Raw genomic sequence first — 24,777 nt, 5'->3', positions numbered from 1 at the left:
TTTGCAGCATTCTTGCATGCAAACCATTGTGACTGCCCTGAACAGTGATAAACTTAAGTTAATAAACACAAACAAACCTTTAGACGTATTTTTGTAGCAGGCAGTCAATATGGAATTAACACAGATGCAAGAGGCTGGACCTAAAGCTGTGCAGTTGCTGAAAGCCATGGCGAATGAGCGAAGACTCTTCATACTCTGTTATTTGCTGGAAGGGGAAATGTCGGTCGGTACATTGAGTGAGAAACTTCAACTCAGTCAGTCTGCATTATCTCAACATCTGGCTTGGTTGCGACGTGATGGTTTAGTGGCGACAAGAAAAGAAGCGCAGACGGTTTACTACTCGCTCAAAAGTGTAGAAGTACAAACTATCATGACAACATTACACCAGCTGTATTGCAGTAAGTAGTAATAATAGCAATAAAAAAACCGGCATTAAGCCGGTTTTTTTATTTCAAATCGGAGCACTATTACAGCGCTTTGATTTGAGCAGCCAGAGCAGCTTTATGACGAGCAGCCTTGTTCTTGTGGATCAGGCCTTTAGTTGCCATGCGGTCCAGGATAGGTTGCGCTTCAGCAAATGCTTTAGTAGCCGCTTCTTTGTCGCCTGCAGCGATAGCTGCAAGGGTTTTTTTCAGGTAAGTGCGCATCATTGAGCGACGGCTTGCGTTGTGCTGGCGACGCTTCTCAGATTGGATTGCACGCTTCTTAGCAGATTTGATATTCGCCAAGGGTCTAACTCCCAAATCTTATATTCGGTGACAATTTAAGGCCGAGGAATATGCCTCGTTTTACCCGAATTGTCAATTCATTTGTGCAAATATCCGCCGCATTCACCGTAGGATTGGCGTGCTGCGAACATCGCGGTTAATATGGCGGCAGATTCTACCAGCATTCTTTACCTGAAGTAAGCCCCTTATCTTTGCTTTTGTTGCGATTCAAGGTGCCTTTTCGCGTTTTATAACCACAGAGGTTATGGGCGATACGGTGATAGGTTTACTTCCTTTTGTTTTCTAAGGGGATATCGGTGTCAAAGCGATTACTTCGCTCAGGATTGATTGTCAGTGCCATGACCATGGTTTCACGGGTAATGGGCTTGGTACGTGATGTGGTCATAGCCAATTTGATGGGGGCGGGAGCCGCTGCAGACGTCTTCTTCTTCGCCAATAAGATCCCCAACTTCCTGCGTCGTCTTTTTGCAGAAGGGGCTTTTTCACAGGCGTTTATACCGGTACTGGCGGAATATCAGGCCAGTGAAGATAAATCAAAAACCCGGGAGCTGATTGCTTACGTATCAGGGACGTTGGGGCTGTTAGTGACTCTGGTGACCCTGATAGGCGTCATCGCTTCACCGGTGATCACCGCACTGTTTGGGATGGGGTGGTTTCTGGATTGGGTAAACGGCGGCCCTTCGGCGCATAAGTTTGAGTTGGCGTCACTTATTCTGAAAATCACGTTTCCGTACCTGTGGTTTATCACCTTTGTTGCCTTGTCGGGGGCGATCCTCAATACCCTTGGCCGTTTTGCGGTCTCGTCGTTTACACCGGTGTTTCTCAACATTGCAATGATTTCGGCGGCGCTATGGATTTCCCCCAAACTGGCACAGCCAGAAATCGGTCTGGCAATAGGCGTTTTTCTTGGCGGTTTTATCCAGTTCGCTTTCCAGATCCCGTTTCTTTTCCGTGAGGGAATGCTGGTGCGCCCGAAGTGGGGCTGGTCGCATCCTGGCGTGGCAAAAATCCGTACCCTGATGATCCCGGCACTGTTCGGTGTGTCTGTCAGTCAAATCAACCTGTTGCTCGACACGTTTATTGCCAGTTTTCTTGCTACCGGTTCAATCAGCTGGCTGTATTACTCTGATCGCCTGTTGGAGTTCCCGCTTGGCTTGTTTGGCATTGCGATTGCCACGGTGATCCTCCCGGCACTGTCAAAGAAACATGTTGAGCAGTCAGCCGGCCATTTTGCTTCCACCATGGACTGGGGGGTGCGCATGGTATTGCTATTGGGGGGGCCAGCTATGGTCGGCATGATTGTGCTCGCCAAGCCGATGCTGATGGTGTTGTTTATGCGTGGTGAGTTTGGGGCGGATGATGTAACCGCAGCATCACTGTCGTTGGTTGCCTATACCTCAGGCTTGTTGAATTTTATGCTGATTAAGGTACTTGCACCGGGTTACTTTGCCCGCCAGGACACCAAAACACCGGTGCGTTACGGCATTATTGCCATGGTGAGCAATATGGTCTTCAACCTTATTTTTGCTTACTTCTATGGGTATGTCGGGCTAGCGATCGCTACGGCGTTGTCGGCGCTGGTGAATGCTGCCCTGTTGTATCGGGGGCTGCACAAACAACAGGTGTACCGGGTGAGCCGGGAAACAGTGATCTTTACCCTGCGCTTGGTGTCAGGGGTTGTCTTGATGGGTGGTGTACTTTACTACTTGATGCCTGCATTCGAGCAATGGCTGGCCATGAGCTTATGGCAACGTGGGTATACGTTGGCAGGGTTAATTGCTGCGGGTGCAGGTACTTATGTCATTGCATTGGTGGTTTTGGGGCTGCGTCCGCACCAACTTCGCGCGGAAGGCTGATTGAACAGCAGGATTAGTATATAATCCGTCGGTTTTTAAGGGGAAAGCAGTGTTACCGCTATGGAATTGATTCGGGGTATCCATAACATCCGCGACAGGCACCGTGGTTGCGTGCTGACAATTGGTAACTTTGACGGTGTCCACCTGGGTCATCAGGAGGTGCTGCGCCGTGTAGTGGAAAAAGCGGGCGAACTTGGGTTACCTCCTACGGTGATGCTGTTTGAACCCCAGCCGAGGGAGCTTTTTGCAGGTGAAAAAGCGCCAGCGCGACTCACAAGGTTACGCGATAAGTACGTTCAACTCGCCAAATTGGGTGTTGAACGCCTTGTCATGGTGAATTTTAACGCCAAATTCGCTGCCATTACCCCCCATGACTTTGTTCATCGCTTGTTGGCTGAACAATTGGGTGTTAAGTTTCTCGTGGTTGGCGATGATTTCCGCTTTGGCGCAAGGCGTCAGGGCGATTTTTCTTATTTGCAAAGTCAGGCTGTATTGGCCGGTTTTGAAGTGGTCAGCACCGACAGCTTCACTGTGTCTGAGCAGCGTGTCAGCAGCACAGCAATTCGTGAAGTACTGGCCGCCGGACAACAGTATGAAGCCGAGCAAATGTTGGGGCGACCTTACAGCATCAGTGGCCGGGTTTCCCACGGTAAGAAGCTGGGGCGTACTATCGGTTTTCCTACAGCCAATGTGCCATTAAAACGCCGGGTATCCCCGGTGTCAGGTGTTTATGTGGTTCGTGTTGGCGGCATAGAAAGCGGACAGTGGCTGGGAGGCGTGGCGAATGTCGGTACGCGCCCTACCGTCAACGGGGTACGCCAACAACTGGAAGTACACCTGTTTGACCTGGAGAAAGATCTCTACGGTCGTCAAATTGAAGTGCAGCTTCTCCACAAGCTGCGCGACGAAATGAAGTTCAGCTCGCTTGATGAGCTGAAAGCCCAAATCGAAATTGATGCCCAGACAGCGCGTGCGTGGCTGGCTGGGCATGATATGAAATAATGTCTAAACGTCCATATACGGAATGAACAATCAATGAGTGACTTTAAAGATACCTTAAACCTGCCGGAAACCGCGTTTCCGATGCGAGGTAATCTTGCACAGCGTGAGCCACAGATGCTCAAGCGCTGGTATGACGAAGATCTTTACGGTGAAATCCGTAAAGCGAAGAAAGGCAAAAAATCTTTCATCCTGCATGACGGCCCTCCGTATGCAAACGGCAATATTCATATTGGTCACTCCGTAAACAAAATTCTTAAAGACATTATTATCAAGTCCAAAACCCTTTCGGACTTCGACGCACCCTACGTACCCGGTTGGGACTGTCACGGCCTGCCTATTGAACTGATGGTTGAGAAAAAAGTTGGCAAGCCAGGTCAGAAAGTGTCCGCGGCTGAATTTCGCAAAAAATGCCGTGAGTACGCAGCGCAGCAAGTTGAAGGCCAGAAGGCGGACTTTAAACGCCTGGGTGTACTGGGTGAATGGGACAAGCCATACCTGACCATGGACTTCGACACTGAAGCCAACATCATCCGTGCACTGGGCAAAATCGCCGGTAATGGCCACCTGCACAAAGGCTTCAAGCCTGTTCACTGGTGTACAGACTGTGGTTCTGCGCTGGCAGAGGCCGAGGTGGAGTACTATAACAAGGTATCGCCATCGATTGACGTGATGTTCCGCGCGGTTGATGAGGCGGCGGTGCTGTCTAAATTCAACCTGAAAGAAGGCCATGAAGGCCAGGGTGATGTGTCTATCGTTATCTGGACCACCACGCCTTGGACCTTGCCGGCTAACCGCGCTGTCGCTGTGTCTGATCATCTGGAGTACGTACTGGTTCAGGTCGAAGGTGACACACCACGCCGCTTGATTATGGCATCAGAGTTAGCGAAAGATGTGATGGACCGTGCCGGTATTGAGCACTTCCATAACCTCGGCTTCTGTAAAGGTGACGCGCTGGAACTGCTGCGCTTTCACCATCCATTCTACAGCTTCGATGTTCCTGTGATCCTGGGCGATCACGTGACGACCGAATCCGGTACCGGTGTGGTTCACACCGCACCTGGCCATGGTCAGGAAGACTTCGCGGTTGGCCAGAAATACAACCTTGAAGTGGCGAACCCTGTAGGTAGCAACGGTGTTTATCTGCCAGACACCGAATTGTTTGCTGGCCAACACGTGCTGAAAGCCAACGACAATGTTGTGGACGTGCTGAAAGCACACGATGCGTTGTTGCACTACCACGCTTATGAGCACAGTTACCCACATTGTTGGCGCCATAAAACGCCCATCATCTTCCGAGCAACTCCGCAGTGGTTTATCTCGATGGAGAAAGCAGGCCTGCGTGCCAAGGCGCTGGAAGAGATCAAAAACGTACAATGGATCCCTGAGTGGGGCCAAAACCGCATTGAAGCGATGGTGGAAGGCCGTCCTGACTGGTGTATCTCCCGTCAGCGTACCTGGGGTGTGCCTATTGCTCTGTTCGTTCACAAAGAAACGGCAGAATTGCATCCTGACACGGTTGAGCTGATTGAAAAAGTAGCACAGAAAGTGGAGCAATCCGGCATCCAGGCGTGGTGGGATCTCGATCCCGAAGAGCTGCTTGGCGCAGAAGCGGCAAATTACGAGAAAGTGCTGGATACCCTGGATGTATGGTTTGACTCTGGTGCGACGCACTACGCAGTGGTTAATCAGCGTGAAGAGTTTGCCGGTCAGGAAGCAGACATGTATCTGGAAGGTTCTGACCAACACCGTGGCTGGTTCCAGTCGTCCCTGATGACATCGGTAGCGATTAAAAACCATGCACCGTACAAGCAGGTTCTGACCCACGGCTTCACAGTTGATGGTCAGGGTCGCAAGATGTCGAAATCTATCGGTAACGTGATTTCGCCTCAGGACGTGATGAACAAGCTGGGTGGTGACATCCTGCGCCTGTGGGTAGCATCGACTGACTACACCGGTGAGATGACCGTTTCTGATGAAATTCTCAAGCGCAGCGCTGATGCATACCGCCGTATCCGCAACACTGCACGTTTCCTGCTGGCAAACCTGAACGGGTTCAATCCGGAAACGGATCTGGTGGCAGCAGAAGATCTGGTGGTAGCAGACCGCTGGGCAGTCGGCAAAGCGCTGGAAGCACAGGAAGAGATCATCAAAGCATACGATGAATGCAACTTCCACGCAGTGACACAGCGCCTGATGCAGTTCTGTTCGGTAGAGATGGGCTCGTTCTATCTCGACATCATCAAAGATCGTCAGTACACCGCAAAAGCAGGTGCCCATGCACACCGAAGCTGCCAGACCGCACTGTTCCATATCGTAGAAGCACTGGTTCGCTGGATGGCGCCAATCATGTCGTTTACGGCGGATGAAATCTGGAATGAAATGCCAGGCAAGCGCAACAAGTTCGTGTTCACTGAAGTGTGGTATGACGGTCTGTTCGGTCTCGGCGAAGACGAACAACTGAACAACGCATTCTGGGCTGAATTGCTTCGCGTACGTGGTGCAGTGAATAAGGTGCTGGAATCAGCGCGTAACGAAAAGACCATCGGTGGTTCACTGGAAGCAGAAGTGACGCTTTATGCCAAACCTGAGTTTGCAGCCAAACTGCAGGCAATGGGCAATGAGCTTCGCTTCGTGCTGCTGACCTCGAAAGCCGACGTTGTTGCGACTGACAGTGCACCGGAAGTGGCGGTAGCAACCGATGTTGATGGCTTGTCTGTTGCTGTTGCCAAGTCTGGCGCTGAGAAGTGCGAGCGTTGCTGGCACCATGTTGCAGATGTGGGCACCATCGATGGTCACAAAACCATTTGTGGCCGTTGCGTGAGCAACATCGATGGCGAAGGCGAAACGCGCCAGTTCGCGTAATGAGCAACGATAGGAAAGCTGGATGAAAGATCTGACAGCGAAACAATCAGGACTGCGCTGGCTGTGGCTGGCGCTTCTGGTGTTCGTGCTGGATATCGGCAGTAAATTGCTGGTGATGAATACGATGGGGTATGGCTGGCCAAACCGCATCGAGATATTGCCGTTTTTTAACCTGCTGTATGTCCATAATTATGGTGCCGCATTCAGTTTTCTGAGTGATGCTGGCGGCTGGCAGCGCTGGTTTTTTGCCATCATTGCCCTGAGTGTATCAGGCTTGCTGATGTACTGGATGCGTTCAACGCCTGCCAGTAACCGGATCCTGAACATTGCCTATGCGTTGGTGATTGGCGGTGCGATTGGCAATCTGTTTGATCGCCTGGTGCATGGTTTTGTGGTCGATTTTCTCGACTTTTATCTCGGGAGCAACCACTGGCCGGCGTTCAACCTTGCCGATACCGCGATCGTGGTGGGAGCGGGGTTGATTGTGTTGGAAAGCGTGATTGCCTCAAAAAAGCCGCAGGCTGAAGCGGAATAAACCCCCTTCAGCACGATAAATAAAAATTTGGCGCTGGCTGCTCTGTGGTCGGCGCCAAGTCGTATAAAAAACGTGATAACCCAAATATATTTGGGGATTTGGGGCGAATCCGCCCGATAACATAGGATGTGAGCCAATGTCGCAAATTAGCGCCAACAGTGAAGTGATCATGCATTTCACCATTAAACTCGAAGACGGTTCGGTGGCAGACAGTACCAAAACGTCAGGTAAACCTGCCAAGCTGGTGATGGGAGATGGCAGCCTGACACCGAACTTTGAAAAATGTCTGCTCGGTTTAAAAGAAGGTGAAGCCGCCAGTTTTACGCTGGAACCGGAAGATGCATTTGGTCACCCTAATCCAGACAACGTCCAGCACATGGACAGGCGCATGTTTGCCGGCGATGCGCCTGCCGAGGAAGGCACTATTATTGCGTTTTCGGGCCCGGGTGGTCAGGAGATCCCTGGCTTGATCACCGACGTGACAGGAGAATCGGTCACCGTGGATTTCAATCACCCGCTAGCGGGCCACCGTGTTATCTTTGATGTTGAAATTGTCAGTGTTGCTTAAAAGGCTACCCCATGAAAATCATGCTCGCTAACCCCCGTGGGTTCTGTGCTGGTGTTGATCGCGCGATCAGTATCGTTGAACGTGCCCTGGAGTTATACCAGCCACCTATTTATGTCCGTCACGAAGTGGTGCATAACCGTTTTGTAGTGGAAGGACTGAAAGCACGTGGTGCCGTTTTTGTTGAAGAACTGAATGAAGTGCCGGATGACAGCATCGTGATTTTTTCGGCGCATGGCGTCTCCCAGGCCGTTCGCAATGAAGCGAAGGCGCGCAAACTGACTGTCTTTGATGCCACCTGTCCGCTGGTCACCAAAGTCCATATGGAGGTGGCCCGGGCGAGCCGCCGGAATATGGAAGTGGTACTGATTGGCCATGCCGGTCACCCGGAAGTGGAAGGGACCATGGGGCAATACGCCAGCGAAACCGGTGGCATGTATCTGGTTGAAAAGCCGGAAGACGTCTACAAACTGAACGTGAAAGACCCATCGAACCTCCACTTTGTCAGCCAGACGACCTTATCGGTAGATGAAACCGCAGAAGTGATTGAAACACTGCGTAAGGTCTTTCCTGATATTCAGGGGCCGCGCAAAGATGACATTTGCTATGCGACTCAAAACCGTCAGGATGCGGTACGCGATCTGGCGACGCAGTGTGATGTGCTGGTGGTGGTCGGTTCGAAAAACAGCTCAAACTCAAACCGCTTGCGCGAGTTGAGTGAAAAGCTGGGAACGCCCGGTTATCTCACTGATTGTGCCGAAGATGTGAAGCCGGAGTGGTTTGAAGGTAAAACCAAAGTGGGTGTGACGGCAGGGGCATCAGCGCCGGAAGAGCTGGTAAACCTTATCATTGCACGGATTGAGTCGCTGGGAGGCTCCTCGGTCGAAGAGCTGAAAGGCCGTGAAGAGAACATGGTTTTCGAGGTTCCTAAAGAACTTCAGGTGAGACACGTAAATTGAACCCATGTTTGATTTTTGAGGGAGCCTGGGCTCCCTTTTCTATGCCTTGATGTTGATTCACATCACGCTTTGAAAAGGGTACAGTGGAGATAAAGTAGTGTTATCTCGCAGCGAAAGTCTGCGTTGACAGGAAGTTAAAAGGGGAAAAAGATGGTTCGCATTGCAATTGCGGGTGCTGCCGGTCGTATGGGCCGACAGCTTATTCAGGCTATCGACGCGATGGACGGTGCGGTATTGACTGCCGCGAGTGAACGCCCAGAGTCCAGTTTGATTGGTACCGACGCAGGGGAGCTGGCCGGTATTGGTAAGCGCGATGTGTCAATTGTTGATGATCTGGCAAAAGTCGCCGATCAGTTTGATGTCATCATTGATTTTACTGCGCCGGTTGCCACACTGGCTAACCTTGAACTATGCCGTGAATATGGCAAACGTCTGGTGATCGGCACAACAGGTTTTACTGATGCGCAGCGCGCACAGATTGATGCTGCTACCAACGTGGGTATCGTCATGGCACCTAACTACAGCGTAGGTGTGAACCTGGTGTTTAAGCTGCTGGAGAAAGCAGCCAAAGTAATGGGCGGTTATTGCGATATCGAGATTGTAGAAGCGCACCACCGTCACAAGGTTGATGCACCTTCAGGAACCGCAATTGGCATGGGTGAAGCAATTGCAGGTGCTATGGGCAACAAGTTGAGTGATGTTGCTGTGTACGCGCGAGAAGGTATTACCGGTGAGCGCAGTCGTGATGAGATCGGTTTTGCGACCATTCGTGCGGGTGATATTGTCGGTGAGCATACCGCTATTTTTGCTGATATTGGTGAGCGCGTGGAAATTACCCACAAAGCCTCTAACCGTATGACCTTTGCCAACGGTGCTGTACGTGCGGCGATCTGGCTGGCATCAAAAGAAGCCGGTTTCTATACCATGCAAGATGTACTGGCGCTGGACTCCCTCTAAGTCTCGGTATTTCTTTTAGACGAAAACAGTATAACTATGCAGTGTGATGTTTTCTGCTGCATAGTTTTTCCTCCTGAATGTTCATTTCATTTATTTCTTCATTTGCCTCAAAAAAAGCTCAAGTTAATTGATATAAAAGTGCTGCTTTGGCGCCTTTAGCTTTATATTGGGCAAAAGTGCAGTTAAACTGTTTCAGTAAAACGGTTGCGCGATGAGTTGACTGCGCATCTTCACCTTTGAATAGAGGTGTCGGCGAAGTGATAACCTGTTTTATGTTATTTAGGATCAAATTCAAGGGATAACTCTGGTTTTTACCCCTTTGAATGAGGAAATGACAGCTTGCGCCTATAAATAACATTCAATTTTGAGTCACTTATTGACAGGGTACGATTCGATCTCTAGAATGCGCGCAATTTGTCAAAAATCTGCTTGAGCAGAATATGACATAGGTATGGAAAGCTTTGGTGCAAAATTATATACTTTTTTTGCATTTTTATTTATCTGGAGGTTGTCTTGAGCAAGTCTGCGCTCTTAGTCCTGGAAGACGGGACTGTCTTCCACGGTGAATCCATCGGTGCTGATGGAACTGCTGTTGGTGAAGTCGTTTTTAATACCTCGATGACGGGGTACCAAGAAATTCTCACTGACCCTTCCTACTCCCAGCAAATCGTTACTCTGACTTATCCCCATATTGGCAATACCGGTACCAATACCGAAGACGAAGAATCCTCCCAAATCCACGCCCAAGGCCTGGTCATCCGTGACCTCCCACTTATCGCTTCCAACTTCCGAAATCAGCAATCCCTTTCTGATTATCTGAAAGCCCAAAACATCGTTGGCATCGCTGACATTGATACCCGCAAACTGACCCGCCTGCTGCGCGAAAAAGGGGCACAGAACGGTTGCATCGTGGCGGGTGACAATATCGATGAAGCGCTGGCACTGGCAAAAGCAAAAGAGTTTCCGGGTCTGAAAGGCATGGATCTGGCGAAAGAGGTGACCACCGCTGAAGCCTATGAGTGGAAACAAGGCTCATGGACGCTGGAAGGCGGCTTGCCAGAAGCAAAAGACGACAGCGAGCTGCCATATCATGTGGTGGCGTACGATTTTGGTGCTAAGCGCAATATCCTGCGCATGCTGGTTGACCGAGGCTGCCGTCTGACGGTTGTGCCTGCACAGACGCCTGCTGAAGATGTGCTGGCAATGAACCCGGACGGTGTGTTCCTGTCAAATGGCCCTGGCGACCCGGAGCCCTGTACCTACGCGATTGAAGCGACCAAAGTGTTCCTGGACAAAGGCCTGCCGATTTTTGGCATCTGTCTGGGTCACCAGATTCTGGCACTGGCAAGCGGCGCTAAGACAGTCAAAATGAAGTTCGGCCATCACGGTGCCAACCACCCAGTAAAAGATCTGGACCGCAATGTGGTGATGATCACCAGCCAAAACCATGGTTTTGCTGTAGATGAAGAAACGCTTCCTACAAATCTGCGCGCGACGCACAAATCTCTGTTCGACGGCTCATTGCAAGGTATCCACCGCACGGACAAGCCTGCTTTCAGCTTCCAGGGACACCCTGAAGCGAGTCCGGGGCCGCATGATGCAGCACCGCTTTTCGACCACTTTATTGAACTGATCAAGAAACACAGCGCGTAATCCGGAGTAGCAGAGAATGCCAAAACGTACAGATATCCAAAGTATTCTTATCCTTGGCGCAGGCCCGATTGTTATCGGTCAGGCGTGTGAGTTCGACTATTCAGGTGCACAAGCGTGTAAAGCGCTGCGTGAAGAAGGCTACCGTGTCATTCTGGTGAACTCTAACCCTGCAACCATCATGACCGACCCGGAAATGGCTGATGCGACCTACATCGAGCCTATCCAGTGGGAAGTGGTCCGCAACATTATCGCCAAAGAACGTCCGGATGCAGTGCTGCCGACCATGGGGGGCCAGACGGCACTGAACTGTGCATTGGATCTGGAAAAACACGGCGTACTGGCTGAATTCGGCGTGGAAATGATTGGTGCAACCGCGGATGCGATTGACAAAGCGGAGGACCGTTCACGTTTTGATAAAGCCATGAAGTCTATCGGCCTGGAATGTCCCCGTGCTGGTACGGCAAAAAGCATGGAAGAGGCATATAACGTCCTCGATATGGTCGGCTTCCCTTGTATTATCCGTCCTTCTTTCACCATGGGAGGCACCGGTGGCGGTATCGCCTATAACAAAGAAGAGTTTGATGAAATCTGCCGCCGCGGACTGGATCTTTCACCGACCAACGAACTGCTGATTGACGAATCCCTGATCGGTTGGAAAGAGTACGAAATGGAAGTGGTTCGTGATAAGAACGACAACTGCATTATCGTCTGCTCTATCGAAAACGTCGATGCCATGGGCATCCACACCGGTGACTCCATCACCGTTGCGCCAGCGCAAACCCTGACTGACAAAGAATACCAACTGATGCGTAATGCCTCGCTGGCAGTGCTGCGTGAAATCGGCGTAGAAACCGGTGGCTCTAACGTGCAATTCGGTATCAACCCGAAAGATGGCCGTATGGTTATCATCGAAATGAACCCGCGCGTGTCGCGCTCTTCTGCCTTGGCGTCGAAAGCAACCGGCTTCCCGATCGCAAAAGTGGCAGCAAAACTGGCAGTCGGTTTCACCCTTGATGAGCTGATGAACGACATCACGGGCGGCGCAACGCCAGCGTCGTTTGAACCGACTATCGATTACGTGGTGACCAAAATCCCACGCTTTAACTTCGAAAAATTTGCTGGCGCTAATGATCGACTGACCACCCAGATGAAATCTGTGGGTGAGGTGATGGCGATTGGCCGTAACCAGCAGGAATCGCTGCAAAAAGCCTTGCGTGGTCTCGAAGTGGGTGCGACCGGTTTCGACGAAATGGTGGATCTGGATGCGCCGGATGCACTGACCAAAATCCGCCATGAGCTGAAAGATGCCGGTGCAGAGCGTATCTGGTATGTCGCGGACGCATTCCGCGCAGGCATGTCTGTGGATGGTGTGTTCAAGCTGACCAACATCGACCGCTGGTTCTTGGTTCAAATCGAAGAGATTGTGAAGCTGGAAGCCGAAGTCAAAGAAGGCGGCTTTGCAGGCTTAAATGCCAAGGTACTGCGCAAACTCAAGCGTAAAGGTTTCTCTGATGCACGCCTGAGCAAGTTGTTGGGTGTGGGCGAGGGAGAAATCCGCAAACTGCGCGACCAGTTCGATATCCACCCTGTCTACAAGCGTGTGGATACCTGTGCGGCAGAATTCTCCTCTGATACCGCGTACATGTACTCTACGTATGATGAAGAGTGTGAAGCGAACCCGTCAGACAAAGAGAAGATCATGGTGCTGGGTGGCGGTCCAAACCGTATTGGTCAGGGTATCGAGTTTGACTACTGCTGTGTTCATGCATCGCTGGCGCTGCGTGAAGACGGCTATGAAACCATCATGGTTAACTGTAACCCTGAAACGGTTTCCACAGACTACGACACCTCTGACCGTCTGTACTTTGAACCAGTCACGTTGGAAGATGTACTGGCTATCGCACGGGTTGAAAAGCCCAAAGGGGTTATTGTCCAGTATGGCGGCCAGACGCCACTGAAACTGGCACGAGCACTGGAAGCGGCCGGTGTGCCTATCATTGGTACCAGCCCGGATGCGATTGACCGCGCGGAAGACCGTGAGCGCTTTCAGGCCGCTGTTGAACGTCTGGGCCTGAAACAACCCGCAAACGCCACAGTAACAGCGCTGGAACAGGCAGTAGAAAAAGCACGCGAAATTGGCTATCCACTGGTGGTGCGCCCGTCCTATGTGCTGGGTGGCCGCGCCATGGAAATCGTCTACGACGAAAGCGACCTGCGCCGCTATTTCAATGAGGCGGTGAGTGTTTCGAACGAATCCCCGGTTTTGCTGGATCGCTTCCTGGATGACGCAACGGAAGTTGATGTTGATGCGATTTGCGACGGCGAGCGTGTGGTGATTGGCGGTATCATGGAGCACATCGAGCAAGCGGGTGTTCACTCCGGTGACTCGGCATGTTCCCTGCCTGCGTACACCCTGAGTCAGGACATTCAGGACGAAATGCGCCGTCAGGTTGAGAAGCTGGCTTTTGAGCTTGGCGTCCGTGGCCTGATGAATACCCAGTTTGCCGTGAAAGACGGTGAAGTGTACCTGATTGAGGTCAACCCACGTGCAGCGCGTACTGTACCTTTCGTGTCGAAAGCGACAGGCGCACCACTGGCGAAAATCGCAGCACGCGTAATGGCAGGTCAGTCTCTGGAGTCACAAGGTTTCACCCAGGAAATCATTCCTCCTTACTACTCTGTGAAAGAAGTGGTGCTGCCATTTAACAAGTTTCCGGGCGTTGACCCACTGCTTGGCCCTGAAATGCGTTCAACTGGCGAAGTGATGGGTGTGGGCGATACCTTTGCAGAAGCGTTTGCAAAAGCCGATCTGGGCTGTGGTAAAACCTACACCGAGCAAGGTCGTGCACTGTTGTCTGTGCGTAACAACGACAAGCAACGTGTGGTCGATCTCGCAGCCAAGCTTATCAAGCTCGGCTTTGAGCTGGATGCAACTCACGGTACGGCGGTAGTGCTGGGTGAAGCAGGCATTAACCCGCGTCTAGTGAACAAGGTGCATGAAGGTCGTCCGCATATTCTTGACCGTATTAAGAATGGCGAATACAGCTACATCATCAACACCACGGAAGGCCGTCAGGCGATTGAGGACTCAAAAGTCCTGCGCCGTGGTGCACTGGCAGAGAAGGTGAATTACACCACCACGCTGAACGCGGCATTTGCAACCTGTATGGCGCACGCGGCCGCAGATCTGTCGAAAGTAAACTCCGTTCAGGAGCTGCACGCCCGCGTGGCAAAGAAATACGGTAGCTAATCAATAACTGTGTCTGGTAAAAATAACTCAATGAGTTAGTAGGAAACCGGCCGTTCAGATAGCCTCATTACCCGCCTCCGTGGCGGGTTTTTTACTGATGCTGTAACGCCTTAACGCATGGTGAGGCTTGATGTCAAAAGTGCCTGATACAACTCCCTTTCAAACTGTGTGATTGGGCTGGCGACATTGTCTGGCCGATCTTCGGTTTCCGGTATGTGGTAGTTAGTGACCAGTTGCACGACCAGCAGATCCTTCCCGAGATCGTTTTTTAATACGCCGGCAAGGTTGTAACTGCCATACAGCGAGCCGGTTTTGGCGATTAGCCTTTGTTTAAGCGGCGCATGACGGACGCTGGCACGGTACTTCAATGTGCCATCAACGCCCGAAACCGGCAGCATAGCAAGCAGGCCAAGTTGGGGATGAGCATAAACATATTGGAGTACGTCCATCAACTGGGACGCTGTCATGCGGTTATTCCGCGACAGCCCTGAACCATCCACAATCACTGCATGGGTCAAATCTATGCCTGTTTTCTCCAGCAAAATGGCTTTTATTGCCGCTGCTCCATTGGCAAAGGTCCCCGGTTGGTTGTAATAGCGGTGGCCAATTATTTTCAGCAGGTTATCGGCAATCAGGTTGTCCGAGCGTTTCAGCATGGTTTCCAGTAGGGCATCGCGGTTGTCGGATCGGTGTTTTGCCAGAAGTGTGCGCGTTCCTGTAGGCGATCCGGTTTTTATTTTTCCGTCAACGATAATGGCGGCGGTTTTAAGTTCAGCCTGAAGGATATCCTGCACATATTTTTGTGGATTCTGGATAGCAAACTTAAGCGGAAGAGGGGTACTGCGGTGGGCCAGACAACCGCTGAGCTGATAGTGATTGTTACTGTCATAATGCAATTCCAAGTCACACAGGCTTTGTTCCTGTTGTGATTGGGTGACCGCCATGGCGTCAGTGGTGACCTTAACAGGTTGGTGTTCAGGGACGAACACCCGGGTATGTGGCTGGTTTTTTTCGCTGTAGATTGCGCCCTGAACACAGTTTCGCTCCAAGGCAATCGCGCTGGAAGGGGCGCTGTAGCACACGCCCAGAATATCCCACGGCCAGCCGACGGCACGTTCATGGCCACTGAATATGCTGCCATCCAACCAAATATCGCCACGAATATGTTGGATACCTTTGGCTTTTAAGGCGCTGATCAGAAGGCGTATGTCGTTGCGGGTCAGGGTTGGGTCTCCACTGAAGGTGAACACCAGATCCTGGCCAACCTGCCCCAGGGTGGTATCAAAGGTGAAATCTGGTGGTAAAGAAAGCGTCGCAGCCAGTGCCGTGACCACTTTTTGGGTACTGGCAGGGGGTAACAGGATATCATCGTCTACCGAGACAATCTTTGCACGTGCACTGGCATCATACACCGATAACGCTAATTGACTGCCTGCCGGGAGCATAGCTTCGATTTTATTGAGTGGCACTGCGCTGGTGGCAAAAGAGAGAGGCAGCAACAAGAAGAAAATAAGCACTTGCACCATGGTGTCTCCGAGAAAGAAGGCCGATCCAGTATGGTACAAAAAACGCCTACACAGAGGTAGGCGTTTTCGGATCCTTATTAAGTTTTTAGCTTAACAGGGAATTAGAAGTCGTAACGCAGACCGAATACCAGTTCGTCTTCAGCATCAAGTTTGTGTGCTACGTCTTTTTCGTCAAGCAGGTTGAAGTTGTAAGACGCGTAGGCACGGAAGTTGTCGTTGAAGAAGTGAGTCGCATCGATTGCGATTTGATCGACTGTATCATACTTGATACCTGCCATTTCTGCTTCCTGATAGTTGTAGGTAGCAGTGAACTTAGTTTGGTTCATGGTGTAAGCTGCTGCCAATTCAAAGCCAGCTGTTTCTGTATGATATACACCTTGGCCGAATTCGCCATCTGCGAACAGACCTGCAAAGTAGAAATCACCTACAGTGTAAGATGCAGCAGCCATTGCCTGGCTTTCTGCGTCAATGTCGTTTTTACCTTGGTCAGCGTAACCCAAACCCAGTGCCAGGCCAAAATCAAAGTTATAGATCGCAGATGCAGAGTAGCCGCCAACACGATCAGTACGAACTGTGTTGTTAATGCCTTCGCTCACAGTATCAAATACATAGTTGGCTTTAACGGTCAGGCCACCAAACTCGCCCATGTAACCTAAGTTGTTATCAGTACGGTCGGCAACTGCGATTTTAGCGCCTGCACCGTTACCGTGGTAAGCCATGATATCGGTAAAGTCAGTGATTACACCCAGAGAGCCATCGTTTTTACCGTAGGTAACCAAGCCGTAGTCAGAGCCAATACCTGCAAACAGGTAACGAGTCTCATCTTTTTCACCATCAGGAACAGCATCGTTAGTGGTGAACTCTTGTTCAAAGAAACCAATACCGTATGCGCCTTCTGCGATTTGGGTAGTACCCATAACATTCAGACGAACACGGCTGTTGTCATTCACATCACCGTCTTTGATAGCTGCACGTGCTTCAGCACGGCCACCGATAGCCAGAGATGAAGTGCCATCGTTAAAGATTTCAGCAGCAGATACAGAGGTAGACGCTACTGCCGCTACCGCAAGAGCAATCAACTTTTTGTTCATTACGTTGTCCTTTATATGAATGTGAGTGTCGGGACGTTGTCTCCAAACGTCGCGATGTCTTGTTTGTAACCGCTACCGATTTCTTACTGTTAGTAAAACAATCAAAAAACAAGTAGAAAACGGTGTTTTTTATGTTTCTATGTGTTCTTTTTTCTTTTCAAAACATAGTGATAAGTTTTTTTGCTGAAGTTCCGTAAGTGGTGGTGTTTTTATAAATTTTTATGTTTAGTGGTAATAAAAATATCCCTGCATTCTTTGGTTTGTGTGATTTGCGTTGGAGAAATGTTTTTGGGAATATGGTTGTCGTAATAAGGAAGTAGGAAGGTATTTCGTCAGAATGAATTCGTTGATGATCTAAACGGATAACTTGTTTACACTGGGGTGAAACTTATTCGTCTGCTGCGCTCAAGCTTTGTCTGGGCGTGGCTTTGTTTTTGCCAAAACCTATGGTTTTGGTCACAGAGGTAATGTCATTTATGGATAAAGTACCAATGACTGTGCGTGGCGAGCAGCTGCTTAGAGATGAGCTGGACCGCCTGTTAAAACGCCGTCCGCTCATTACACAAGCAATTGCAGAAGCACGAGAGCTTGGTGACCTTAAAGAAAATGCTGAATATCATGCAGCCCGCGAAGAGCAAGGCATTTGCGAAGCGCAGATTCGTGACATTGAATACAAGCTTTCTGTGGCTCAGGTGATCGATATTGCAAAGATGCCAAACAATGGAAAAGTGATTTTCGGTGCAACCGTCACGCTTATCGATTGTCACACTGACGAAGAGGTAACATACCAAATCGTGGGCGATGATGAAGCGGATTTCAAAAAGAACCTGATTTCCGTCAACTCACCCATTGCACGTGGCCTTATTGGTAAAGAAGAAGGTGATGAAGTGGCGATCACTGTACCGGGCGGCGTCAAAGAGTTTGAAATCGAGAGCGTCAAATACATTTGATGATGGATGTCTGTTTCAACAAAAATGTTAGCGATTGTTACAGTCACCAAGGATAAAAAAGGCCGCTCAGCGGCCTTTTTTACTTGCGTGGCAATTCGATTTTGCGCTCTTCGCTTTGGCGGTAAAGTACCAGGATCTTGCCGATAACCTGTACTTTCTCCGCCTTCGTTTCACGAACGATTGCCTCTACAATCAGGTTCTTAGTGTCGCGATCTTCTGATGCCACTTTCACCTTGATTAATTCGTGATGATCGAGAGCGATTTCAATCTCTGCAAGCACGGCTTCTGTCAGGCCATTTGCCCCCATAAGAACAACCGGTTTCAGGTTGTGCGCAAGGCCTTTCAGATACTGCTTTTGTTTTGTGCTTAGATTCATTGATGACTCGATTTATTGTTTTATCGGGGTTGAAAACGTGACATTCTACCGCCATCTCTATTCAAACTGAACAAATATCCCCCTGAGATTCGCCGTAAGACATTTTCGGCGGTGTTGTGGGTCAGGTAAAACATGAGCAAAAAGAAACACTCAGCGAGCTCTAGTCGCTGGTTGAAAGAACATTTTGATGATAAATATGTTCAGGAAGCCCAGAAAAAAGGCTTTCGTTCGCGAGCTATTTTTAAGCTCGAAGAGATACAAGGTAAGGATAAACTGCTAAAGCCAGGTATGACGGTGGTGGACTTGGGGGCCGCGCCAGGAGGCTGGTCTCAATACGCCGCAGAGCAAGTCGGTGATAGTGGACAGGTGATTGCCTGTGATATTCTACCCATGGACTCGCTTCCCGGTGTCGCATTCCTGCAAGGTGATTTTCGTGAAGAGGCGGTGCTGAATGCGTTGCTTGACCGTATCCAGCCAGACATGGTGGATGTGGTGATGTCAGACATGGCACCCAATATGAGCGGCAATCTGGTTTCCGATCAGGCACGTGCCATGTACCTCGTTGAGCTGGCATTGGACATGTGTCGTGAAGTGCTAGCACCCAACGGTTCCTTTATTGTCAAAGTTTTCCAGGGCGAAGGCTTTGATCAGTACCTGGCTGAAGTGCGTAAGATGTTCAAAGCGGTTAAAATCCGCAAACCTGATTCCTCCCGTGCACGCTCGCGTGAGGTCTACATTGTGGCTACAGGGTATAAACTGTAGTACTCTACCATTATTAATATAGTTTTTGCGGGGCTAACACCTTGAGTGACATGGCAAAAAACTTGATTTTATGGCTGGTGATCGCTGTCGTATTAATGTCTGTTTTCCAAAGCTTTGGACCAGGCGACAGTGCTGGCCGTCAAGTCGACTACACTTCGTTCGTCCAAGAAATAGGGCAGGATAAAATACAGGATGTACAGTTCAACAACCGCGAACTGAAGGTGACACGTCGTGATGGCACTGGCTATGTCACCTACATGCCTGTGATGCAAGATCCTAAATTGCTGGACGACCTGATCAATCATAAAGTTCAGGTGCGCGGTACACCACCTGAAGAACCCAGCATTCTTGCGTCTATCTTCATCTCTTGGTTCCCGATGTTGTTGTTGATCGGTGTGTGGATTTTCTTCATGCGCCAGATGCAAGGCGGTGGCGGCAAAGGAGCAATGTCCTTTGGTAAGTCCAAAGCACGCATGATGAGTGAAGAACAAATCAAAACCACCTTTAACGATGTTGCTGGCTGTGATGAAGCCAAAGAAGATGTGAAAGAGTTGGTGGACTATCTGCGCGATCCAAGCCGTTTCCAGAAACTTGGCGGTAAAATTCCGACCGGTGTGTTGATGGTGGGGCCTCCTGGTACGGGTAAGACATTGCTGGCAAAAGCAATTGCCGGTGAAGCAAAAGTACCGTTTTTCACTATCTCGGGTTCTGACTTCGTTGAAATGTTCGTTGGTGTGGGTGCATCCCGTGTTCGCGACATGTTCGAACAAGCGAAGAAAGCCTCGCCCTGCATCATCTTCATTGACGAGATTGATGCGGTAGGTCGTCAGCGTGGAGCAGGCCTTGGTGGCGGTCACGATGAACGTGAACAGACACTGAACCAGATGCTGGTTGAGATGGACGGTTTTGAAGGTAACGAAGGCATTATCGTTATCGCAGCAACTAACCGCCCGGATGTACTGGACCCTGCGCTTCTGCGCCCTGGCCGTTTTGACCGTCAGGTGGTGGTTGGTCTGCCAGATGTTCGCGGTCGTGAGCAGATTCTTAAAGTTCACATGCGCAAAGTCCCGCTGGGCAGCGATGTTGAAGCATCACTGATTGCCCGAGGTACGCCGGGTTTCTCAGGCGCCGATCTGGCTAACCTGGTGAATGAGGCCGCCCTGTTTGCTGCACGTGGTAACAAGCGCGTTGTTTCTATGGTTGAGTTTGAACTTGCCAAAGACAAAATCATGATGGGCGCTGAGCGTAAGTCGATGGTGATGTCGGAAGAGACCAAAGAGTCGACAGCTTACCACGAAGCGGGACATGCGATTGTTGGCCGACTGGTGCCGGAGCACGATCCAGTATACAAAGTGTCTATCATCCCACGTGGCCGTGCGCTGGGTGTGACGATGTATTTGCCAGAGCAGGATCGCGTGAGTATGTCGCGTCAGCATCTGGAGTCGATGATTTCGAGCTTGTATGGCGGTCGTTTGGCGGAAGAGCTGATTTACGGCCCTGACAAAGTGTCTACCGGTGCGTCCAATGACATTGAGCGCGCAACTGATATTGCCCGTAAGATGGTGACGCAATGGGGCTTCTCTGAAAAGCTGGGCCCGCTGCTTTATGCAGAAGACGAAGGCGAGGTATTCCTTGGCCGCTCAGTGACCCAGAGCAAACATATGTCTGATGAGACCGCGCGTCTTATTGATAGCGAAATTCGTGAACTGATTGACCGCAACTACACTCGCGCACGTAAGATTATCGAAGAAAACATGGACATCATGCACGCAATGAAAGATGCATTGATGAAATATGAGACAATCGATGCCGCGCAAATTGATGACCTGATGGCACGTCGTCCAGTTCGTGAACCTGCGGGCTGGAGTGCGAACGATAATTCAGACAACACGCCGAGCACGCCAAATGCAGAAGCCAGCGCTGATGTGCCGCCATCCTCTTCTGGCGAAGTGGAAACAGGCAATAAGCCTGTAGATCAGGACGGCAAATCGGAAGCGTAATTGTACGTTGAACATAACAAACCCCGGGATAGCTCGGGGTTTTTCTTTTGCCAACAGAAATTTTTCACTTCGAACAAAGCCTTCTCATGAAACTTTTTAATCAATCCAAAATGCTTGATCTGTCATCACCTCAGGTGATGGGGATCCTTAATGTCACGCCGGATTCATTTTCTGATGGCGGTAAGTTTAACCAGCTGGATGCGGCATTGCGCCATGCTGAAAGCATGCTCGTCGCTGGTGCCACTATCCTTGATATCGGAGGGGAATCGACACGCCCTGGCGCCAACGATGTAGCCGAACAGGATGAACTGGATCGTGTTATCCCTGCGATAGAAGCCATTCGCTCCCGCTTTGACTGCTGGATATCGATTGATACAAGTAAAGCCTCAGTCATGCGTGAAGCTGTATTGGCCGGGGCTGATATGATTAACGATGTCAGGGCGTTGAGGGAGACGGGGGCGTTAGAAACCGCCGCAGAAACAGGCGTGCCGGTCTGCCTTATGCATATGCAGGGGCAGCCCCGTACTATGCAGGCAAACCCTACCTATCAAGACCTGTTTGGTGATATTTTCAGCTTCTTTGATGAACGGATAAAAGCATGTGAGGAAGCAGGGATTAACCGGCAAAAGATAGTCCTCGATCCCGGCTTTGGTTTTGGCAAAACCCAGGCCCATAACTACCAGCTGCTGGCTCAGCTAGACGCATTTCACCGTTATGGACTGCCTGTACTGGCCGGTATGTCAAGAAAGTCTATGATTTTTAAACTATTAGAAAAATCCCCGACAGATATTCTCGGGGGAAGTTTAGCTTGCGCCACTATCGCTGCAATGAAAGGGGCACACATCATACGCGTCCATGACGTGGCTGAGACCTCTGATGTTATCCGTGTTGTACAGGCAATGCGGGAGGCGGCGGAATTTTTGGGAGAAACACAATGACAAAACGTAAGTACTTTGGCACCGACGGTGTTCGCGGTAAAGTAGGTCAATTTCCTATCACTCCGGATTTCATGCTCAAACTGGGCTGGGCTGCTGGCCGCGTACTGAGCCAACAGGGCACCAAGAAAGTGCTGATTGGTAAAGATACCCGTATCTCCGGTTATATGTTGGAATCTGCATTGGAAGCAGGCCTGTCTGCCGCTGGTCTTCAGGCGGCATTTACTGGACCTATGCCGACGCCGGCCATCGCTTACTTGACACAAACCTTCCGTGCGGAAGCCGGGATTGTTATTTCTGCATCGCACAATCCTTACTACGATAATGGCATCAAGTTTTTCTCCTCTGAAGGCACCAAACTGCCGGACGAGATTGAGCTGGCGATTGAGGCTGAGCTTGAAAAACCCCTGACTTGTGTAGAGTCGTCACAACTGGGTAAAGCCAAACGTATCGTGGATGCGGCTGGGCGCTATATCGAATTTTGTAAAGGCACTTTCCCGTCAAGCATGAGCCTGAAAGGGTTAAAGATAGTACTCGATTGTGCTCACGGTGCCACCTATCACATCGCACCTTCTGTTTTTCAAGAGTTGGGCGCCGACGTGATTGCGATGGGCGTTGAGCCAAATGGCACCAACATTAATGATCAGGTGGGCGCCACCGACGTACGCGCGCTGCAGAAACGTGTTGTTGAAGAGCAGGCGATGCTGGGGATCGCGTTTGATGGCGATGGCGACCGTGTGATTATGGTTGACCATGAAGGTAACAAAGTCGATGGTGACCAGATAGCCTATATCATTGCCCGTGAATCGCTTCGCCGTGGTGAGCTCAAAGGTGGTGTCGTTGGGACGCTAATGACTAACATGGGCATGGAAGTGGCACTGAAAAACCTCGGCATTCCGTTTACCCGCGCCAAAGTCGGTGACCGCTACGTGATGGAGAAACTGTTGGAAAATGGCTGGACGATTGGCGCAGAAAATTCCGGCCACGTGATCTTGTTGGATAAAGTTACGACCGGTGATGCAATTGTTGCGGCACTGCAGGTCCTGGCGAGTGTTGTTGGCACTGGCATGTCACTGAAAGAGTTGTGTGATGGTATGAGCATGTTCCCGCAAGTGCTCGAAAATGTGCGTTTTAGCGGTGAATCGGATCCTCTTCAGTCTGATGCAGTCCTGTCAGCCAAAGCGGCAGTAGAAGCCAAATTGGGCGATAAGGGTCGCGTCCTGCTGCGTAAATCTGGCACCGAACCTCTGATCCGGGTTATGGTGGAAGGTGAAAACGCAGAAGAAGTTCAGGCATATGCACTGGAAATTGCAGAAGCCGTAAAAGCAAGTTGCTAAAAGCCTGACGGAGTCAGGCATTACACTGGAGCGGGAACGCTGGTTTGGTTACAAGATGTGCAAACGGAATGAAAAGTCCTGTTTTTTTCCATTTTCTACTTGTTTCACCTGCTGGCTTTGGTTAGTATTCTCCCGCTCCCAACGATGGGAGTTGCGCTAGTGAACTGAAACGATCATCTGGCTCAACAATTTGGAACATAGGTGGAACCCATGTACGAAATTCTACTTGTGATTTATCTGTTGGCTGCGCTTGGTGTCATTGGCCTGGTTCTGATTCAACAAGGTAAAGGCGCAGATATGGGAGCCTCATTTGGGGCTGGGGCATCAAACACAGTGTTTGGCTCTGGCGGCTCTGGAAATTTCCTCACCCGAATGACTGCAATTTTCGCAACAGTATTTTTTGTTCTCAGCCTCGTTTTGGGTAACTTGACTGCAAAGCAGACCGAAGTAGGTGGGGAATATGACGACTTGAGTGTGCCAGTGGAGCAGATTCAGTCAGGTGATGTGCCAGCTGCCGGTAACAACAGCGACATCCCGAACTAAAATTTTGCTGAGGTGGTGGAATTGGTAGACACGCTGTCTTGAGGGGGCAGTGCCTTAATTGGCGTGCGGGTTCAAGTCCCGCTCTCAGCACCAATTTAAAAATCCTGAATAAGGTCATGGCACTTGAATTAGTGCGTGAGGCGGCGATATAATGTGCGCCGTTCGGACGCGGGGTGGAGCAGCTTGGTAGCTCGTCGGGCTCATAACCCGAAGGTCGTCGGTTCAAATCCGGCCCCCGCAACCACTTTTAGATGATTGTTTATTGAGACCAAAACAGTCATCGGCCATGAGAAGTCGTGGCAATAGGGTCCAGTTACATTAAACCCCGACGTTCGGGGTTTTTTGTTATCTAAAGATGACCATTCGAATGGATAACTGGGCTTTTAGGCCCTTTTTTTATTTCTGGGGTTTGTATGACCGGACTAGAAAAACAGCTTCTTGCCTTGCTGGAAGCGCCTGTGAAAGCACTGGACTACGAATTGGTCGGGCTTGAGTTTGTTCGTGCAGGACAACACTCTACCCTGCGTATTTACATCGATCACGAAAACGGCATCACAGTGGAAGACTGTGCAGAAGTGAGCCGTCAGGTTAGTGCAGTGATGGATGTAGAAGATCCGATCACTGTGGCTTACAACCTGGAAGTGTCATCGCCAGGTCTGGAGCGACCACTGTTTAAAGCTGAGCATTATCAGCGCTTTGTTGGCCACGAAGTCACAATTGTACTGAAAATGGCCATGCAGAACCGCCGCAAGTGGAAAGGTGAGATCCTTTCTGTCGAAGGCGAGACCGTCACCATTAAGGTCGATGGCAACGAAGAAGCGTTCGCCCTGAGCAATATTGCCAAGGCCAACCTGGTTCCTTCATTTTAAGGTTAAATGAGGCATTAGTTC

Annotated in this window: 21 protein-coding genes and 2 tRNA genes; 19 read left to right on the top strand and 4 right to left on the bottom strand. The window is 50.4% G+C overall.

All coding sequences use genetic code 11. From position 1 onward, the window contains the following. Positions 1-109: 109 nt before the first annotated feature. Positions 110-406 (top strand): ArsR/SmtB family transcription factor, encoded by a 297-nt coding sequence (locus VHA_RS09760; protein ID WP_040528595.1) that lies wholly within the window; start codon positions 110-112, stop codon positions 404-406. Between the two features lie 61 nt (positions 407-467). On the opposite strand, the gene rpsT is transcribed toward VHA_RS09760, so the two are convergent. Further along, the gene (gene rpsT, locus VHA_RS09755; protein ID WP_040528593.1) at positions 468-728 is read right to left on the bottom strand and encodes a 30S ribosomal protein S20; all 261 of its coding nucleotides are present in this window, start codon (positions 726-728) and stop codon (positions 468-470) included. 296 nt (positions 729-1,024) lie between these two features. Between rpsT and murJ the strand changes: the two genes are divergently transcribed. The 9 genes from murJ to carB all read left to right on the top strand — a co-directional run bounded on the left by murJ (position 1,025) and on the right by carB (position 14,367). Next, entirely contained in the window at positions 1,025-2,584 is a 1,560-nt protein-coding gene (gene murJ / locus VHA_RS09750; protein ID WP_005503887.1) for a murein biosynthesis integral membrane protein MurJ, read from the top strand. 60 nt (positions 2,585-2,644) lie between these two features. Continuing rightward, positions 2,645-3,586, top strand: a complete 942-nt coding sequence (gene ribF / locus VHA_RS09745; protein WP_005503886.1) for a bifunctional riboflavin kinase/FAD synthetase — start codon at positions 2,645-2,647, stop codon at positions 3,584-3,586. Between the two features lie 33 nt (positions 3,587-3,619). Continuing rightward, positions 3,620-6,448 (top strand): isoleucine--tRNA ligase, encoded by a 2,829-nt coding sequence (gene ileS / locus VHA_RS09740; RefSeq protein WP_005503885.1) that lies wholly within the window; start codon positions 3,620-3,622, stop codon positions 6,446-6,448. A 22-nt stretch (positions 6,449-6,470) separates the two neighbouring features. After that, complete coding sequence (gene lspA / locus VHA_RS09735) at positions 6,471-6,983, top strand: signal peptidase II (RefSeq protein ID WP_005503884.1); 513 nt, start codon at positions 6,471-6,473, stop codon at positions 6,981-6,983. Between the two features lie 136 nt (positions 6,984-7,119). After that, positions 7,120-7,551: an FKBP-type peptidyl-prolyl cis-trans isomerase gene (fkpB, locus tag VHA_RS09730; protein ID WP_005503883.1), complete on the top strand. Its 432-nt coding sequence runs from the start codon at positions 7,120-7,122 to the stop codon at positions 7,549-7,551. Positions 7,552-7,562: 11 nt separating this feature from the next. After that, on the top strand, positions 7,563-8,507 hold the full coding sequence (ispH, locus tag VHA_RS09725; protein WP_005503880.1) for a 4-hydroxy-3-methylbut-2-enyl diphosphate reductase: 945 nt from the start codon (positions 7,563-7,565) through the stop codon (positions 8,505-8,507). A gap of 150 nt (positions 8,508-8,657) precedes the next feature. Then, positions 8,658-9,464 (top strand): 4-hydroxy-tetrahydrodipicolinate reductase, encoded by an 807-nt coding sequence (gene dapB, locus VHA_RS09720; RefSeq protein ID WP_005503879.1) that lies wholly within the window; start codon positions 8,658-8,660, stop codon positions 9,462-9,464. 513 nt (positions 9,465-9,977) lie between these two features. Then, positions 9,978-11,117, top strand: coding sequence for a glutamine-hydrolyzing carbamoyl-phosphate synthase small subunit (gene carA / locus VHA_RS09715; protein WP_005503878.1), 1,140 nt, complete (start codon positions 9,978-9,980; stop codon positions 11,115-11,117). 16 nt (positions 11,118-11,133) lie between these two features. Then, positions 11,134-14,367 carry a carbamoyl-phosphate synthase large subunit gene (carB, locus tag VHA_RS09710; protein WP_005503877.1) on the top strand — a complete coding sequence of 1,078 codons (3,234 nt, stop codon included), beginning with the start codon at positions 11,134-11,136 and terminating at the stop codon, positions 14,365-14,367. Positions 14,368-14,477: 110 nt separating this feature from the next. Here carB and dacB read toward each other — a convergent pair whose 3' ends face one another. Together dacB and VHA_RS09700 are read right to left on the bottom strand one after the other, a co-directional pair. Then, a complete protein-coding gene (gene dacB, locus VHA_RS09705; RefSeq protein ID WP_005503876.1) occupies positions 14,478-15,893 on the bottom strand; it encodes a serine-type D-Ala-D-Ala carboxypeptidase in 1,416 nt (471 codons plus the stop codon). 101 nt (positions 15,894-15,994) lie between these two features. Further along, a complete protein-coding gene (locus tag VHA_RS09700) occupies positions 15,995-16,984 on the bottom strand; it encodes a porin (RefSeq protein ID WP_005503875.1) in 990 nt (329 codons plus the stop codon). Positions 16,985-17,460: 476 nt separating this feature from the next. Here VHA_RS09700 and greA point away from each other — a divergent pair, with 476 nt between their 5' ends. Continuing rightward, positions 17,461-17,934, top strand: coding sequence for a transcription elongation factor GreA (greA, locus tag VHA_RS09695; RefSeq protein WP_005503874.1), 474 nt, complete (start codon positions 17,461-17,463; stop codon positions 17,932-17,934). Between the two features lie 79 nt (positions 17,935-18,013). Here greA and yhbY read toward each other — a convergent pair whose 3' ends face one another. Next, entirely contained in the window at positions 18,014-18,310 is a 297-nt protein-coding gene (gene yhbY, locus VHA_RS09690) for a ribosome assembly RNA-binding protein YhbY (protein ID WP_005503873.1), read from the bottom strand. Between the two features lie 132 nt (positions 18,311-18,442). Between yhbY and rlmE the strand changes: the two genes are divergently transcribed. From rlmE to rimP, 8 genes are all read left to right on the top strand, one after another. Then, positions 18,443-19,072: a 23S rRNA (uridine(2552)-2'-O)-methyltransferase RlmE gene (rlmE, locus tag VHA_RS09685; RefSeq protein ID WP_005503872.1), complete on the top strand. Its 630-nt coding sequence runs from the start codon at positions 18,443-18,445 to the stop codon at positions 19,070-19,072. Positions 19,073-19,122: 50 nt separating this feature from the next. Further along, entirely contained in the window at positions 19,123-21,072 is a 1,950-nt protein-coding gene (ftsH, locus tag VHA_RS09680; protein WP_005503871.1) for an ATP-dependent zinc metalloprotease FtsH, read from the top strand. Positions 21,073-21,158: 86 nt separating this feature from the next. Beyond that, complete coding sequence (folP, locus tag VHA_RS09675) at positions 21,159-22,010, top strand: dihydropteroate synthase (protein ID WP_005503870.1); 852 nt, start codon at positions 21,159-21,161, stop codon at positions 22,008-22,010. Then, on the top strand, positions 22,007-23,344 hold the full coding sequence (glmM, locus tag VHA_RS09670; protein WP_005503869.1) for a phosphoglucosamine mutase: 1,338 nt from the start codon (positions 22,007-22,009) through the stop codon (positions 23,342-23,344). Before folP ends, glmM begins: the two co-directional genes overlap by 4 nt. A gap of 210 nt (positions 23,345-23,554) precedes the next feature. After that, positions 23,555-23,887, top strand: a complete 333-nt coding sequence (gene secG, locus VHA_RS09665; RefSeq protein WP_005503868.1) for a preprotein translocase subunit SecG — start codon at positions 23,555-23,557, stop codon at positions 23,885-23,887. Between the two features lie 6 nt (positions 23,888-23,893). After that, a tRNA-Leu gene (locus VHA_RS09660) sits at positions 23,894-23,980 on the top strand. Positions 23,981-24,054: 74 nt separating this feature from the next. Further along, positions 24,055-24,131 (top strand) — tRNA-Met (locus VHA_RS09655). A 169-nt stretch (positions 24,132-24,300) separates the two neighbouring features. Beyond that, positions 24,301-24,756: a ribosome maturation factor RimP gene (gene rimP, locus VHA_RS09650; protein WP_005503867.1), complete on the top strand. Its 456-nt coding sequence runs from the start codon at positions 24,301-24,303 to the stop codon at positions 24,754-24,756. Positions 24,757-24,777: the final 21 nt, after the last annotated feature.

The organism is Grimontia hollisae CIP 101886 (genome assembly GCF_000176515.1).
GTDB classification, from domain to species: Bacteria; Pseudomonadota; Gammaproteobacteria; order Enterobacterales; family Vibrionaceae; genus Enterovibrio; species Enterovibrio hollisae.
The sequence above is the reverse complement of the archived record's forward strand: the minus strand, read 5'-3'. Positions and strand labels throughout refer to the sequence as shown.

What these genes read in the sequence shown, in the direction of transcription:
- VHA_RS09760 (WP_040528595.1), top strand. Translation starts at nt 110, where the DNA reads ATGGAATTAACACAGATGCAAGAGGCTGGACCTAAAGCTGTGCAGTTG.
- ribF (WP_005503886.1), top strand. Translation starts at nt 2,645, where the DNA reads ATGGAATTGATTCGGGGTATCCATAACATCCGCGACAGGCACCGTGGT.
- ileS (WP_005503885.1), top strand. Translation starts at nt 3,620, where the DNA reads ATGAGTGACTTTAAAGATACCTTAAACCTGCCGGAAACCGCGTTTCCG.
- lspA (WP_005503884.1), top strand. Translation starts at nt 6,471, where the DNA reads ATGAAAGATCTGACAGCGAAACAATCAGGACTGCGCTGGCTGTGGCTG.
- fkpB (WP_005503883.1), top strand. Translation starts at nt 7,120, where the DNA reads ATGTCGCAAATTAGCGCCAACAGTGAAGTGATCATGCATTTCACCATT.
- ispH (WP_005503880.1), top strand. Translation starts at nt 7,563, where the DNA reads ATGAAAATCATGCTCGCTAACCCCCGTGGGTTCTGTGCTGGTGTTGAT.
- dapB (WP_005503879.1), top strand. Translation starts at nt 8,658, where the DNA reads ATGGTTCGCATTGCAATTGCGGGTGCTGCCGGTCGTATGGGCCGACAG.
- carB (WP_005503877.1), top strand. Translation starts at nt 11,134, where the DNA reads ATGCCAAAACGTACAGATATCCAAAGTATTCTTATCCTTGGCGCAGGC.
- dacB (WP_005503876.1), bottom strand. Translation starts at nt 15,893, where the DNA reads ATGGTGCAAGTGCTTATTTTCTTCTTGTTGCTGCCTCTCTCTTTTGCC.
- VHA_RS09700 (WP_005503875.1), bottom strand. Translation starts at nt 16,984, where the DNA reads ATGAACAAAAAGTTGATTGCTCTTGCGGTAGCGGCAGTAGCGTCTACC.
- greA (WP_005503874.1), top strand. Translation starts at nt 17,461, where the DNA reads ATGGATAAAGTACCAATGACTGTGCGTGGCGAGCAGCTGCTTAGAGAT.
- yhbY (WP_005503873.1), bottom strand. Translation starts at nt 18,310, where the DNA reads ATGAATCTAAGCACAAAACAAAAGCAGTATCTGAAAGGCCTTGCGCAC.
- rlmE (WP_005503872.1), top strand. Translation starts at nt 18,443, where the DNA reads ATGAGCAAAAAGAAACACTCAGCGAGCTCTAGTCGCTGGTTGAAAGAA.
- ftsH (WP_005503871.1), top strand. Translation starts at nt 19,123, where the DNA reads ATGGCAAAAAACTTGATTTTATGGCTGGTGATCGCTGTCGTATTAATG.
- folP (WP_005503870.1), top strand. Translation starts at nt 21,159, where the DNA reads ATGAAACTTTTTAATCAATCCAAAATGCTTGATCTGTCATCACCTCAG.
- glmM (WP_005503869.1), top strand. Translation starts at nt 22,007, where the DNA reads ATGACAAAACGTAAGTACTTTGGCACCGACGGTGTTCGCGGTAAAGTA.
- secG (WP_005503868.1), top strand. Translation starts at nt 23,555, where the DNA reads ATGTACGAAATTCTACTTGTGATTTATCTGTTGGCTGCGCTTGGTGTC.
- rimP (WP_005503867.1), top strand. Translation starts at nt 24,301, where the DNA reads ATGACCGGACTAGAAAAACAGCTTCTTGCCTTGCTGGAAGCGCCTGTG.